Consider the following 12,502-nt stretch of genomic DNA (forward strand, 5'->3'; position numbering starts at 1 on the left):
TGTATTTAGTTCGTTTTTTAAATTGTTGACTACCTTGGTCGGCTTCATCGGCGGCATCATACTTCTTGTTGCCGCCGTGGTGGTCGTCGCCGATGCGGCCTCCGGGATGCGCGTGGTGGTCGACCCCATCGGCATCCCGACCAAGCTGAAGCAGATGGGATACTCGGAGGAGGTCGCGGCGATCCGCCTCTACGACCACCTCCAGTCGGCCTACGTCGCGGCGGGCCTCGGCGGCGAATATATCGACATCCTGCCCCGCCGCGAGACCTTCGACTTCGAGATCCCCTCCACCGGTGTCGGCGTCTTCCGCCTGTCCAACTGGATCAGCGAGACGCTCATCGGCAACCGCATCCGCGTGTCGGGCGAGTTCGTCTGCATGAACGAGGCGTGCCACCCCAACAATCTCGACTTCCGACTGCGCGTGCGCACCCGCTCGATGGTTCAGCTCGTCACCATCGAGAACAATTTCGGCGCCTTTCCGGACGATCTGCTTCAGAAGGCCGCCGACCGCGCGTTGCGGCACATCAGCCTCACCGCCTGGACCGCCTATTCGCTCGGGCAGGGCCGGGTCGGCGAGGTGCGGCAGGAGCTCCAATCGCTCCTCCATCCGGAAAGCCGCGACCTTCTCCACGCGCTGCACCATCTCGCCATCATCACGGCCAACGAGGGCGATTTCGAAGAGTCGCTGCTCTACTACGACCGCGCCGCCCGCAAGGCCCGGGCCACCAGCACGATCGCCTACGCGAGCGTGCTCAACAGCTGGGGCATCACCCTCTACACCATGGGGCGCACCGAGGACGCCATCACCAAGCTGAAGCGGGCGACGCTCATCGCCCCGTTCGACGAGATCCCCTCCAACAGCCTCGGCTATGTCTATCGGATGAGCGGCCATCTCGACGCGGCGCTGATCCAGTTCAAGCGCTCGCTCAAGCGCAATCCGCACTCGCCGATCGTCCTCTACAACCTCGCCGAGTGCATGAGCCGCGCCGGCGACGAGGCCGCCGCCAGCGACTATTTCCGCCGCGCCTTCGAGGCCGACAGCAGCTTCGCCCCGGCGATGAGCGGGCTCGGCGCGCTGCTCTTCAAACGGGCCCGCCAGAACGGCGAGGACTACACGGATTCCATCGCCCTACTTGAGCGGGCGCTGCAGGTCGATCCCGACAGCGCCAACGCCATGAACACCCTCGCCCGCGTGCTGATGGCCGCCGGCAAGACCGACGAGGCGATCGCCCTCTATGCGAAGGCCTCGGCCGTCAAGCCCCGCAACAGCGCCACGCTCATCAACTGGCGTGCCGCTCTGCGGCTCACTCCGGACTACACCACGGCCGTGGAGCGCGTGGTGCAGTCGCTCGCCGTCGACGCCACCCTCAGTGTCGCCTACTTCCACTGGGGCGAAGCGATGGCCCTCACCAATCAGCCGGTGAACGCCGTCGAGATGTTCATCAAGACGCTCGAGCTCGACCCGACGCAGACCGATGCCCTCAACGCGCTGATGGCCCTTGCCACCGGCGAGCCCGCGTCGGCCGGCGTCCGGCGCGCCGTCCTCGCCTACAAGGAGCGTCTCGACGCGTCCGGCGCGCCGGGCGAGGCGATCCAGCGCATCCGCACGCACCTCCTCGGCCTGTCGCAATATTTCGAGCAGAACCCGCTGCCGAAGGAGGTCACCGCCCAGGCCGACGTGCCCGCCACCCAATAGGGACCCGCCTCACACCTTCCGCAGCGCCACCTGGTCGATGCGGTGGTCCTCGTCCTTGTGCAGAATCAGGTCGGCCCGCAGCTTGGTCGGCCCGACATTCTCGCGCAGATTCTTGAGGTTGATGCGCCGCCACAGCCGGCGGGCGAAGTGGGTCGCCTCGCCGTCGGAAATGCCGGCATACTGGTGGAAGTAGGAGCGCGGGTCGGTGAAGCGCGTCTCCTTCAGCCGCATGAAGCGCGTCATGTACCACCGCTCCAGCGCGTCCTCGTCGGCGTCGATATAGATCGAGAAGTCGAAGAAGTCGGACACGAAGGGCACCCGCTGCCGCTCGCTCGACAGGCGGCTCGTCTGCAACACGTTGAGCCCCTCGACGATGAGGATGTCCGGCTGATCGACCTCGATCGTCTCCCCCGGCACGCGGTCGTAGGTGAGGTGGGAGTAGACCGGTGCCTGCACGTGGCGCACCCCGGCCTTGATGTCGGCGAGGAAATTGATCAGCGCGCCGACGTCGTAGCTCTCGGGAAAGCCCTTCTTCTCCATCAGCCCTTCGGCGAGGAGCGTGGCGTTGGGGTAGAGGAAGCCGTCGGTGGTCACGAGGTCCACCTTGGGCGAGGACGGCCAGCGGGCGAGCAGCGCCTGAAGCAGGCGCGCCGTGGTGGTCTTGCCCACCGCCACCGAGCCGGCGATGCCGATGATGAACGGCACCCGCCCGCCGTTGCGCCCGAGGAAGGCGCTGGTGGCGCTGTGCAGACCCTGGGTCGCCTCCAGATAGAACGTCAGAAGGCGCGAGAGCGGCAAGTAGATCGTCTCGACCTGGTCCGGGTCCACATAGTCGTTGAACCCTTGCAGCGCTTGGATTTCGACCAATGACAAAGTCATCGGCTGGTCGGCGCGCAGCCGGGCCCACTCCACCTCGTCGAAGACGTGGTAGGGGGCCAGCTCGTCGCGCGAGCGACGCTCAGATGTCACGGCAACGTCCATGAGCCCCCCTCATAAGGAGGCCGCTCGACTAGGACAAGCGGCTGGCTTTTTCTTCGAGGCCCGAGCGGGCCGTGCGGCGATGCAGCTCCGTCAACACCGCATCCCACGACAGACCCGATACGGCGAGGAGCACGGTGAGGTGATAGACGACGTCGGCCGCCTCCGCCGTCAGCTCCTCGGGACTGCGGCGCACCGCGGCGATGACGGCCTCGACGGCCTCCTCACCGAACTTCTCGGCGCACTTGTCGGTTCCCTTGGCCGCCAGCGCACGCGTGTAGGACTTGGCGTCCGGATCGGCGAGGCGGTCGCGAATGATCGCCTCGAGGGCGTGGACGGAGAAGTCGCTCATCGGATGGCCGTCATAGCGGTTTAAGCATGGGGATCGAGCCGCATCGGAATGCCGGCGGCGGCCATATAGTCCTTGGCCTCGCCGATGGTGTAGGTGCCGAAGTGGAAGATCGAGGCCGCGAGCACCGCCTCGGCATGCCCCTCCTTCACCGCTTCGACCAGATGGTCGAGGGTGCCCGCCCCGCCCGACGCGATCACCGGGATCGTCACCGCATCGGCGATGGCGCGGGTCACGCCGATGTCGAAGCCCGCCTTGGTGCCGTCCGCGTCCATCGACGTCAGCAGGATCTCGCCGGCGCCGCGCTTCGCCATGTCCTTGGCGAACGCCACCGCCTCGATGCCGGTGGGCTTGCGGCCGCCGTGGGTGAAGATCTCCCAGTGGTCGCCCACCCGCTTGGCGTCGATGGCGACGACGATGCACTGCGCCCCGAACTTTTCCGAGGCGCGGCCGACGAACTCCGGATCGCGCACCGCCGCGGTGTTGATCGACACCTTGTCCGCACCGGCGAGGAGCAGGGAGCGGATGTCGGAGATCGTGCGGATGCCGCCGCCCACCGTCAGCGGCATGAAGCAGCGCTCCGCCGTCCGCCGCACGACGTCGAACAGGATGGAGCGCTCCTCGTGGCTCGCGGTGATGTCGAGAAAGGTCAGTTCGTCCGCCCCGGCCGCGTCGTAGGCGGTGGCGGCCTCCACCGGGTCGCCGGCGTCGACCAGATTCTCGAAGCGGACGCCCTTCACCACGCGCCCTTCGGCCACGTCGAGACAGGGAATGATGCGCTTCTTCAGCATCACACGACCTCCGGCTGCGGCAGGGTGGCGAGCGCCGCCGCGGCATCCACCCGCCCGTCATAAAGAGCCCGGCCGAGGATCGCCCCGTCGAGGATCGCGGCCTCGGGCGCGGCGAGGCGGGCGATGTCATCCATGCCCGAGAAGCCGCCGGAGGCGATGACCGGGGTCGACACCGCCGTCGCGATCGCCACCGTCTCGGCGAGGTTGAGGCCGGTCAGCATCCCGTCGCGGCCGATGTCGGTGTGGACGATGGCGGCGACGCCGGCGTCCTCGTAGTTGAGGGCGAGGTCGCGGGCGGACAGCTCCGTGGCGTCCGCCCAGCCGGCCACGGCGACCTTGCCGTCGCGCGCGTCGATCCCCACCACGATGCGGCCGGGGAAGGCGCGGCACGCGGTCTTCACCAGCTCGGGATCCTTGGCGGCGGCTGTGCCGAGGATCACCCGCGCGATGCCGCGCTCGAGCCAGCTTTCGATGTGCGCCATGGTGCGGATGCCGCCGCCGAGCTGCACCGGCACCGTGGTGGCGGCGAGGATCGCGTCGACCGCCGCCCCGTTGCGGCTCTCGCCGGCGAAGGCGCCGTTGAGATCCACGACGTGCAGCCGGCGGAAGCCGAGGGCGAGGAAGCCCGCCGCCGTCTTGCCCGGATCGTCGGAGAACACGGTGGCCCGGTCCATCTCGCCCTGGCGCAGGCGCACGCAGGCGCCGTCCTTCAGGTCGATGGCAGGGTAGAGGATCATGGCATCCACTTCAGAAAGTTCGCGATCAGAGCGAGGCCGAGGCGCTGGCTCTTCTCGGGATGGAACTGCGTGCCCACGATGTTGTCGCGACCGACGATGGCGGCGAAGGGCTCGCCGTGCTCGGACAGCGCGATGATGTCCTCGGCCCGGTCCGGCGCGATCACGTAGGAGTGGACGAAATAGGCGTGCCAGCCGTCCGGCCCCGTCGGGATCCCTTCGAGCAGCGGATGCGGCCGCACCTCCTCGAGCACGTTCCAGCCCATGTGCGGGATCTTCAGCGACGGGTCGCTGGGCTCCAGCAGGCGCACGTCGCCCGGAATGAGGTCGAGCCCCTTGGTCACGCGGTGCTCGAGCCCCCGCGTCGCAAACAGCTGCATGCCGACGCAGACGCCGAGCAGCGGCACCCTCTGGTGCACCACCGCCTCGAGCAGGGCGTCGACCATGCCGGAGGTGGAGGAGAGGCCGGCCATGCAGTCGGCGAAGGCGCCGACGCCGGGCAGCACGATGCGTTCGGCCCGCGCCACCCGCCGCGGATCGGCCGACACCACGATGGCATCCTGCATCCCCGCCTCGTCGGCGGCACGCATGAACGCCTTCTGCGCCGAGCGCAGGTTGCCCGACCCGTAATCGATGATGACGACGCTCACGCCCGCTCCCCTTTCGCCGCGCCGATCAAGCCCGGCGCAGCGCGCGTCGCCGGCGCCGGCGCCCACGGTGCGGCTCCGCCCGCCTCGGGAACCGGCCGATGGGTGTGCGGCGGAAGGTGCGGGGCGAGGCGATCGGTGAAATAGCGCCGCTCGGCGTCGCGATAGCGGCGGCCCTCGGCGACCGCGCGTATCCGCCAGCCACGCCGGGCGAGCGACCAGCGCCGCAGCCCCCGCGCCTCGAAGCCGAACCACACCATCAGCCCCAGCGCCACCACCCCCGCGACCTCAGCGGAAAGCGCCGTCGAGACCAGCCAGAGGATGGCGCCGACCAATACCCCGAGGACGACGAACAGCACCCACATATGGTTCGCGAGAAGCCACAGCGGCGGCGCGATCATGGCGAGCCAGGCGAACCCGTCGCGCACGAACACGGCGCGCTCCGCCTGCTTCTCGCCGAACTTCTCATGCTCCCACACGGTCCAGATGGCCATGCCGCCCCTCCTCAGAGCGCGCCCTTCGTCGACGGGATCGCCCCGCCGGGATCCTTGATCGCCACGGCCGCCCCGAGCGCCCGCGCGACCCCCTTGAAGCAGCTCTCCGCAATATGGTGATCGTTCTCGCCATAGAGCGTCTCGACGTGCAAGGTCAGCCGCGCGTTGATCGCGAAGGCCGTGAAGAACTCCTTCACGAGCTGCGTGTCGAAGGTGCCGATCTTCGGCGTGTGGAAGGTGCTGCGGAACACCAGAAAGGGCCGGCCGGAGATGTCGAGGGCGACGCGGGTCAACGTCTCGTCCATCGGCAGCAGGCAGTCGGCGTAGCGCGTGATGCCGCGCTTGTCGCCGAGCGCCTTCAGCACCGCCTCGCCGAGGGCGATCCCCACGTCCTCCACGGTGTGATGATCGTCGATATGGCGGTCGCCCGTGGCGGCGATCGTCATCGCGATGCCCGAATGGCGCGCGAGCTGGTCGAGCATGTGGTCGAAGAAGCCGACCCCGGTCGCGATCTCCCTCACCCCGCCGCCGTCGAGATCGACGACGACACGGATGTCGGTTTCGTTGGTCCGGCGCGCGACCTCGGCTTTTCGCGCAGGGAGCATCTGTGTCATTGGATGGCTTCTAGCGCGCTTTTCTTCCGCACGCCTACATCAATTCGCGCGGGGCTGCCCCGCCGCGGCAGCCGCTGGAGCCCCCATGGACTTTCCCACCCCCGAGAGCCGTCTCATCCTCGCCCTCGACGTCGCCGACAGCGCCGCCGCCGAGCGCCTGGTGCGCGCCACCGAAGGCGTCGTCGGCGTCTACAAGATCGGCCTGGAGTTCGCGATGGCCGGCGGGCTGGACTTCGCCGCCGAGCTCGCCCGGGCGGGCCATCGGACCTTTCTCGACATGAAGCTCCTCGACATCGCCAACACGGTGGCGGGCGGCGTGCGCTCGGCCGGGGCGCTCGGAGCGACCTTCCTCACCGTCCATGCCTACCCGCAGGCGCTGCGCGCCGCCGTCGCCGCGCGCCCCGACGGGCTCGCCATCGTCGCCGTGACCGTGCTCACCTCGCTCGACGACGCCGACCTGCGCGAAGCGGGCTACGCGATCGGCGCGGCGGACCTCGTCGCACAGCGGATCGCCGGCGCGGCCGCGGCCGGTGCCGACGCCATCGTCTGCTCGCCGCAGGAGGCCGCCGTCGCCGCCGCCAGCGGCCTCACCGTCATCACCCCCGGTATCCGCATGGCGGACGACGCCGCCGGCGACCAGAAGCGCATTGCGACCCCCGCCTCGGCGATCGCCGCCGGCGCCGACGCCCTCGTCGTCGGCCGCCCCATCAACGCCGCGGCCGACCCGCGCGCGGCGGCCGAGCGCTATCGCGACGCGATCGCCGACGCGCTGGCATCCGCGTAGGCGCCGAGTGCGGCGTCGCACCGGCTTGGTGACGGCGGCGCGCGGCCCTACCTCCGTCTCACCCGCAACGAGGAGAGGCCTTCCGTGCACCCGCTCCGCCATCTCGCCTTCGCCGGTGCGGCCTTCGCCGTCGCGCTCGCCGGCGTCGTCGCGACGCCCGCCGCGGCCGAGACCGTCACCATCGTAGCGCTCGGCGACAGCCTCACCGCCGGCTATCAGCTTCCCCCGGGCGCCGGCTTTCCCGCCCAGCTCGAAGGCGCCCTCAAGGCCGAGGGGCTCGACGTGAAGGTGGTCGACGCCGGCGTCTCCGGCGACACCACCTCCGGCGGCCTCGCCCGGCTCGACTGGTCGGTGGGCGAGGACGCCGACGCGGTGATCGTGGAGCTCGGCGGCAACGACGCGCTACGCGGCATCGATCCCGCCAGGACGCGGCAGAACCTCACTGCCATCCTCGACCGCCTCGAGGCGCGCGGCCTGCCCGTGCTCCTCGCCGGCATGCTCGCCCCACCCAATCTCGGCGAGGACTATGGCGACGCCTTCCGCGCCATCTACGCCGACCTCGGCAGTCGCGACCTCGTCTACTACCCCTTCTTCCTCGACGGGGTCGCCGCCGATCCCACCCTCAATCTCGGTGACGGCATCCATCCGACGGCCGAAGGGGTGGGCGTGATCGTCGAACACATCCTGCCCAAGGTGAAGGAGCTCGTCGACCGGGCGACGACCCAGGAAAAGACCTGAGCCTTCCGTTCTCTTTCCCGAGGGGCTAACAAGAACGTCCGCCGGCCACCGCCGCCGGCGTCTCCTCCCTTCCCCCCTCGAGGACCACGCGCCGTCATGGAATATCGCAAGCTCGGCCGGACGGATCTCACCGTCAGCGCTCTCTGCCTCGGCACCATGACCTTCGGGTCGCAGAACACCGAGGCCGAAGCCTTCGCGCAGATGGACATGGCGCTCGACCGCGGCATCAACCTCTTCGACAACGCCGAGATGTATCCCATCCCGCCGCGGGCCGAGACGAAGCATCGCTGCGAGACGATCATGGGCAACTGGTTCGCCGCGCGGAAGGGCGCGCGCGACAAGGTGATGATCGCCACCAAGGTGGTCGGCCGCTCCTCGCAGACCTGGTTGCGCGAGGACGGGCACGAGCCCCGCCTCACCGCCCGCGACATCAACGAGGCCATCGACGGCAGCCTGAAGCGCCTCAAGACCGACTATGTCGACCTCTACCAGGTGCACTGGCCCGACCGGCCGGTGACGCAGTTCGGTTCCAACCCCACCGTCTTCACGGTGCCCGACCGGCCGGCCGACGAGACCCCCATCGCCGAGAGTCTCGACGCCCTCGGCGCGCTGGTGAAGGCGGGCAAGGTCCGCCACATCGGCGTGTCGAACGAATCGACCTGGGGCGTGATGAAGTGGCTCGCCGCCTCCGATCCGCTGCCCCGCATCGTCTCCATCCAGAACGCCTACAGCCTGGTGAACCGCTCCTTCGAGGTGAACCTCGCCGAGGCGTGCCTGCGCGAGGACGTGTCCCTTCTCGCCTACTCCGCCCTCGCCCAGGGCTACCTCACCGGCAAATATCGCGACGGCGCGCTGCCCCCCGGCGCCCGCAAGACGCTGTTCGACCGCCTCAAGCGCTATGAGGGTCCGGGCGCCGTCGAGCAGAACGACCGCTACCTCGCGCTCGCCGAGGCGCACGGGCTCGATCCGGCGCAGATGGCCATCGCCTTCGCCGTGTCGCGGCCCTTCATGACCAGCGTGATCCTCGGCGCCACCTCCACGGCGCAGCTTCAGACCTGCCTCGCGGCGGCCGACATCACCCTCTCCCCGGAGCTTCTGGAGGCGATCGACACCCTTCACCGCACCCACGGGAACGTCAGCCCATGACCGCCCTCCTGCCCGCGGGTGTCGACCCTTGGGCCGCGCTCGCCCTCATCGTCCTCAGCACGCTGACGAGTGCCCTCTCCGCCTCGGTGGGGATCGGCGGCGGCGTCACTCTGCTCGCGGCGATGACGTTCGTCGTGCCCATCGACGCGCTGATCCCGATCCACGGCGTCGTCCAGCTCGGCTCCAATGTCGGGCGGGCGGCGATGCAGGCGCGCGCCGCCACGCTGCGCCTCCTCCTGCCCTTCACCGTCGGCGCCGTGGTGGGGGCGGTGGTGGGCGGCCTCCTCGTCACGGATCTGCCGGAGGAGGTGATCCTCATCGCCATCGGCCTCTTCGTCATCGTCACCACGTGGGTGAAGCTGCCGCCGCTCGGCCGGGGCGAGCGCGGCGTTCTCGCCATCGGCGGGGCGGGGGCGACCGTGCTCACCATGTTCGTGGGCGCCACCGGCCCCTTCGTCATGGCGATGCTGCGGCAGGCGGGCCTTTCCCACAAAAGCCTCGTCGCTACCACCGCGGCGGCGATGACCGTCCAGCACCTCCTCAAGATCCTCGCCTTCGGCTTCCTCGGCTTCGCGTTCGGCGCCTGGATCCCGCTGCTCGCCGCCATGATCGTCGCCGGCTTCATCGGCACCGTGATCGGCACACGCCTGCTCCACGGCCTGCCCGAGCAGTCGCTGCGCACCGCACTCAAGGTCGTGCTCACCCTCATCGGCGTCCAGCTCCTCATCCGCGCCGGGTTCGATTTGTGGTAGGCAGCGCCGGCCGGCCCCCCGTCGGCGCCGCTTTCTCCGGAGCCTCCCGATGAGCGTCACTCGCGAAATGATCGCCGCCGCCCAGAACCGGATCGCCCCCTACGTGCGGCGCACGCCCTTGATGCAGCTCGCCGACCCGGTGCGCTGCGAGCTGAAGCTGGAGCTCCTTCAGGTTACCGGCTCCTTCAAGGCACGCGGCGCCTTCAACGCTCTCCTCTCGAACGACGTGCCCGAGGCCGGCGTCGCCGCCGCATCCGGCGGCAACCACGGCGCCGCCGTCGCCCATGCCGCGACCCGGCTCGGCCATGCCTCCGCGATCTTCGTGCCGACCATCGCGAGTCGCGCCAAGCTGCGCGTCATCGAGGCGGCGATGGGTGACGTTCACATCGGCGGCGACCGCTACGCCGACGCCCTCGCCGCCTGCGAGGCCTTCCAGGCGGAGACCGGCGCCATCTCCATCCACGCCTACGACAGCCCCGCCACCGTCGCCGGCCAGGGCACCGTGGCCGCCGAGTGGGAGGCCGACAGCACGGGGCTCGACACCGTGCTCGTCGCCGTCGGCGGCGGCGGCCTGATCTCCGGCGTCGCCAGCTGGTTCGAGGACCGGGTGAAGGTGGTGGGCGTCGAGCCCCAAGGCTCGGCGTGCCTCCATGCCGCGCTCGCCGCGGGCGGACCGGTCGATGTCGAGGTGGACTCGATCGCCGCCGACTCCCTCGGCGCCAAGCGCACCGGCGCCCTCAACCACGCCATCGCCGCCCGCTATGTCGACGAGGTGGTGCTCGTGCCCGACCACTCCATCGTCGAGGCGATGCGCACGCTGTGGCAGACGGCCCGGCTCATGGTCGAGCCGGGTGGCGCCACCGCCTTCGCCGCGCTCCAGTCCGGCGCCTATACGCCACGGCCCGGCGAGCGTGTCGGCGTGCTCGTCTGCGGCGGCAACACCGATCCAGCACTCTTTGCGGAACTCCTCGGCTAGAAAGGATCCATCATGCCTTCCCTCCTGCTCCTCGCCGGCGACGGCATCGGCCCCGAAGTGATGGCGGCCACCGAGCGCGTCATCCACTTCTTCAACAAGCGCGGGGCGGGGTTCGAGCTCCAGAGCGGCCTCGTCGGCGGCACCGCGGTGGACAACGAGGGCGCGCCGATCTCCGAGGCGACGCTGGCCAAGGCGATGGCGGCGGACGCCATCCTGTTCGGCGCCGTCGGCGGTCCGCAGTATGACGGCCTCTCCTACGACATGCGCCCGGAGGCCGGCCTCCTGCGCCTGCGCAAGCACTTCGACCTGTTCGCCAACATCCGGCCGGCGATCTGCTATCCGGCGCTCGCCGACTCCTCCAGCCTCAAGCGCGAGGTGGTGGAAGGGCTCGACATCATCATCCTGCGCGAGCTCACCGGCGGCGTCTATTTCGGCGAGCCGAAGACCATCGAGGAGCTCGGCAACGGCCAGAAGCGGGCCATCGACACCCAGGTCTACGACACCTACGAGATCGACCGCATCGGCCGCGCCGCGTTCGACCTCGCCCGCACCCGCCGCAACCACGTCACCTCGATGGAGAAGCGCAACGTCATGAAGACGGGCGTGCTCTGGCGCGAGGTGATGGAGGAGACCCACAAGGACGGCTACGAGGACGTCACGCTCGACCACATGCTCGCCGATGCCGGCGCTATGCAGCTCGTGCGCAATCCCAAGCAGTTCGACGTCATCGTCTGCGACAACCTCTTCGGCGACATGCTGTCCGACATCGCCGCTCAGCTGACCGGCTCGCTCGGCATGCTGCCGTCGGCCTCGCTCGGCGCGGTGGATTCGACCACCGGCCGGCGCCGCGCCCTCTACGAGCCGGTGCACGGCTCCGCGCCCGACATCGCCGGCAAGGGCATCGCCAACCCGATCGCGATGATCGCGTCCTTCGGCATGGCGCTGCAGTATTCGTTCGGCATGGTCGCCGAGGCGAAGGCGCTCGACGCGGCCATCGCCGAGACCCTCGCCGAGGGCCTGCGCACCGCCGACATCGCCGCCCCCGGCGACGAGGCGGTGGGAACCACCGAGATGACCGACGCCATCCTCGGCAACCTCGAGATGTCGCTGCGCTGAGGCGCGTGCCGACCGCCGAGGGCGCGCCGCTCAGCCGGCGCGCCCTCGGCCCGGCAACGGCGACACCGTCCTCTGCCGCGACGGCGACGACGACAGCCGCGGCGGCGCGGGCACCGACACCGTCGGCTCCTCCGCCTCGCCCTGCGGCGTGACCGTCGATCTCTCCCGCAATCTCGACCGCGGCGGAGACGCCCACGGCGACACCTACGCCGCGGTCGAGAACCTGAACGGCTTCCGACACGACGACCATCTCACCGGCACCAACGACGCGAACCGGCTCTACAGCTTCGACGGCGACGACGTGGTCATGAGGCTCGGCGGCGACGACAGCCTCGCCGGCGAGGCGGGAGACGACACCACCGACGGCGGAACCGGCGACGACACGCTCGACGGTGTGCGCGGCGACAACGATCTGACGGGCGGCCCGGGCTACGACATCGTCGTCGCCGACTTCGCCCCCGGCGACACGGTCGTTCGGGACTTCGATCCCGGCGAGGACCGCATCCACTTCTATGGCGAGAGCTACGAGACCTTCATGGCTCGCGCGGTCCAAGACGGCGCGGATGTCGTCTACCAGCGCGGGAACACCTATCTCGGCTACGAGACGAGCCTGCGGATCGGGAACACGACGCTCGCCGCACTGACACCAGACGTGATGTTGTTCGACTGAGTCTGATAGGCGCGCGC

The 12,502-nt window shown here is 69.7% G+C and carries 15 protein-coding genes; 8 read left to right on the plus strand and 7 right to left on the minus strand.

The window, feature by feature from the left end; genetic code table 11:
- Positions 1-22: 22 nt before the first annotated feature.
- On the plus strand, positions 23-1,696 hold the full coding sequence (locus tag JCR33_RS18575; protein ID WP_198883624.1) for a tetratricopeptide repeat protein: 1,674 nt from the start codon (positions 23-25) through the stop codon (positions 1,694-1,696).
- Between the two features lie 9 nt (positions 1,697-1,705).
- Here the strand turns inward: JCR33_RS18575 and coaA are convergent, their stop codons facing one another.
- From coaA to hisB, 7 genes are read right to left on the minus strand one after another with little or no spacing between them, the layout of a single operon-like run.
- On the minus strand, positions 1,706-2,677 hold the full coding sequence (coaA, locus tag JCR33_RS18580; RefSeq protein ID WP_211110410.1) for a type I pantothenate kinase: 972 nt from the start codon (positions 2,675-2,677) through the stop codon (positions 1,706-1,708).
- Positions 2,678-2,705: 28 nt separating this feature from the next.
- Complete coding sequence (locus tag JCR33_RS18585) at positions 2,706-3,026, minus strand: phosphoribosyl-ATP diphosphatase (protein ID WP_198883626.1); 321 nt, start codon at positions 3,024-3,026, stop codon at positions 2,706-2,708.
- A 20-nt stretch (positions 3,027-3,046) separates the two neighbouring features.
- A complete protein-coding gene (hisF, locus tag JCR33_RS18590; RefSeq protein ID WP_198883627.1) occupies positions 3,047-3,814 on the minus strand; it encodes an imidazole glycerol phosphate synthase subunit HisF in 768 nt (255 codons plus the stop codon).
- Positions 3,814-4,551 carry a 1-(5-phosphoribosyl)-5-[(5-phosphoribosylamino)methylideneamino]imidazole-4-carboxamide isomerase gene (gene hisA, locus JCR33_RS18595; RefSeq protein WP_198883628.1) on the minus strand — a complete coding sequence of 246 codons (738 nt, stop codon included), beginning with the start codon at positions 4,549-4,551 and terminating at the stop codon, positions 3,814-3,816. The genes hisF and hisA overlap by 1 nt, the downstream gene beginning before the upstream one ends.
- Positions 4,548-5,198: an imidazole glycerol phosphate synthase subunit HisH gene (hisH, locus tag JCR33_RS18600; RefSeq protein WP_198883629.1), complete on the minus strand. Its 651-nt coding sequence runs from the start codon at positions 5,196-5,198 to the stop codon at positions 4,548-4,550. Before hisH ends, hisA begins: the two co-directional genes overlap by 4 nt.
- Positions 5,195-5,689, minus strand: coding sequence for a DUF2628 domain-containing protein (locus tag JCR33_RS25065; RefSeq protein WP_198883630.1), 495 nt, complete (start codon positions 5,687-5,689; stop codon positions 5,195-5,197). Before JCR33_RS25065 ends, hisH begins: the two co-directional genes overlap by 4 nt.
- 11 nt (positions 5,690-5,700) lie before the next feature.
- Positions 5,701-6,294, minus strand: a complete 594-nt coding sequence (gene hisB / locus JCR33_RS18610) for an imidazoleglycerol-phosphate dehydratase HisB (protein WP_198883730.1) — start codon at positions 6,292-6,294, stop codon at positions 5,701-5,703.
- A 94-nt stretch (positions 6,295-6,388) separates the two neighbouring features.
- On the opposite strand from hisB, the gene pyrF reads away from it, so the two are divergent.
- From pyrF to JCR33_RS18645, 7 genes are all read left to right on the plus strand, one after another.
- Positions 6,389-7,087 carry an orotidine-5'-phosphate decarboxylase gene (gene pyrF, locus JCR33_RS18615; RefSeq protein ID WP_198883631.1) on the plus strand — a complete coding sequence of 233 codons (699 nt, stop codon included), beginning with the start codon at positions 6,389-6,391 and terminating at the stop codon, positions 7,085-7,087.
- Positions 7,088-7,171: 84 nt separating this feature from the next.
- Positions 7,172-7,825: an arylesterase gene (locus tag JCR33_RS18620; RefSeq protein WP_198883632.1), complete on the plus strand. Its 654-nt coding sequence runs from the start codon at positions 7,172-7,174 to the stop codon at positions 7,823-7,825.
- Between the two features lie 96 nt (positions 7,826-7,921).
- Positions 7,922-8,971, plus strand: a complete 1,050-nt coding sequence (locus tag JCR33_RS18625; RefSeq protein ID WP_198883633.1) for an aldo/keto reductase — start codon at positions 7,922-7,924, stop codon at positions 8,969-8,971.
- Entirely contained in the window at positions 8,968-9,723 is a 756-nt protein-coding gene (locus JCR33_RS18630; RefSeq protein WP_198883634.1) for a sulfite exporter TauE/SafE family protein, read from the plus strand. The genes JCR33_RS18625 and JCR33_RS18630 overlap by 4 nt, the downstream gene beginning before the upstream one ends.
- A gap of 49 nt (positions 9,724-9,772) precedes the next feature.
- The gene (locus JCR33_RS18635) at positions 9,773-10,699 is read left to right on the plus strand and encodes a threonine/serine dehydratase (protein WP_198883635.1); all 927 of its coding nucleotides are present in this window, start codon (positions 9,773-9,775) and stop codon (positions 10,697-10,699) included.
- 12 nt (positions 10,700-10,711) lie between these two features.
- Positions 10,712-11,815, plus strand: a complete 1,104-nt coding sequence (leuB, locus tag JCR33_RS18640; RefSeq protein WP_198883636.1) for a 3-isopropylmalate dehydrogenase — start codon at positions 10,712-10,714, stop codon at positions 11,813-11,815.
- Between the two features lie 148 nt (positions 11,816-11,963).
- The gene (locus JCR33_RS18645; protein WP_198883637.1) at positions 11,964-12,485 is read left to right on the plus strand and encodes a hypothetical protein; all 522 of its coding nucleotides are present in this window, start codon (positions 11,964-11,966) and stop codon (positions 12,483-12,485) included.
- Positions 12,486-12,502: the final 17 nt, after the last annotated feature.

It is taken from the genome of Acuticoccus mangrovi (assembly GCF_016411865.1).
Classification (GTDB): Bacteria; Pseudomonadota; Alphaproteobacteria; order Rhizobiales; family Amorphaceae; genus Acuticoccus; species Acuticoccus mangrovi.

Excerpts from the sequence above, each read along its gene's own strand:
- coaA (WP_211110410.1), bottom strand. The coding sequence starts at position 2,677 with ATGGACGTTGCCGTGACATCTGAGCGTCGCTCGCGCGACGAGCTGGCC.
- JCR33_RS18585 (WP_198883626.1), bottom strand. The coding sequence starts at position 3,026 with ATGAGCGACTTCTCCGTCCACGCCCTCGAGGCGATCATTCGCGACCGC.
- hisF (WP_198883627.1), bottom strand. The coding sequence starts at position 3,814 with ATGCTGAAGAAGCGCATCATTCCCTGTCTCGACGTGGCCGAAGGGCGC.
- hisA (WP_198883628.1), bottom strand. The coding sequence starts at position 4,551 with ATGATCCTCTACCCTGCCATCGACCTGAAGGACGGCGCCTGCGTGCGC.
- JCR33_RS25065 (WP_198883630.1), bottom strand. The coding sequence starts at position 5,689 with ATGGCCATCTGGACCGTGTGGGAGCATGAGAAGTTCGGCGAGAAGCAG.
- hisB (WP_198883730.1), bottom strand. The coding sequence starts at position 6,294 with ATGCTCCCTGCGCGAAAAGCCGAGGTCGCGCGCCGGACCAACGAAACC.
- pyrF (WP_198883631.1), top strand. The coding sequence starts at position 6,389 with ATGGACTTTCCCACCCCCGAGAGCCGTCTCATCCTCGCCCTCGACGTC.
- JCR33_RS18625 (WP_198883633.1), top strand. The coding sequence starts at position 7,922 with ATGGAATATCGCAAGCTCGGCCGGACGGATCTCACCGTCAGCGCTCTC.
- JCR33_RS18630 (WP_198883634.1), top strand. The coding sequence starts at position 8,968 with ATGACCGCCCTCCTGCCCGCGGGTGTCGACCCTTGGGCCGCGCTCGCC.
- JCR33_RS18635 (WP_198883635.1), top strand. The coding sequence starts at position 9,773 with ATGAGCGTCACTCGCGAAATGATCGCCGCCGCCCAGAACCGGATCGCC.
- leuB (WP_198883636.1), top strand. The coding sequence starts at position 10,712 with ATGCCTTCCCTCCTGCTCCTCGCCGGCGACGGCATCGGCCCCGAAGTG.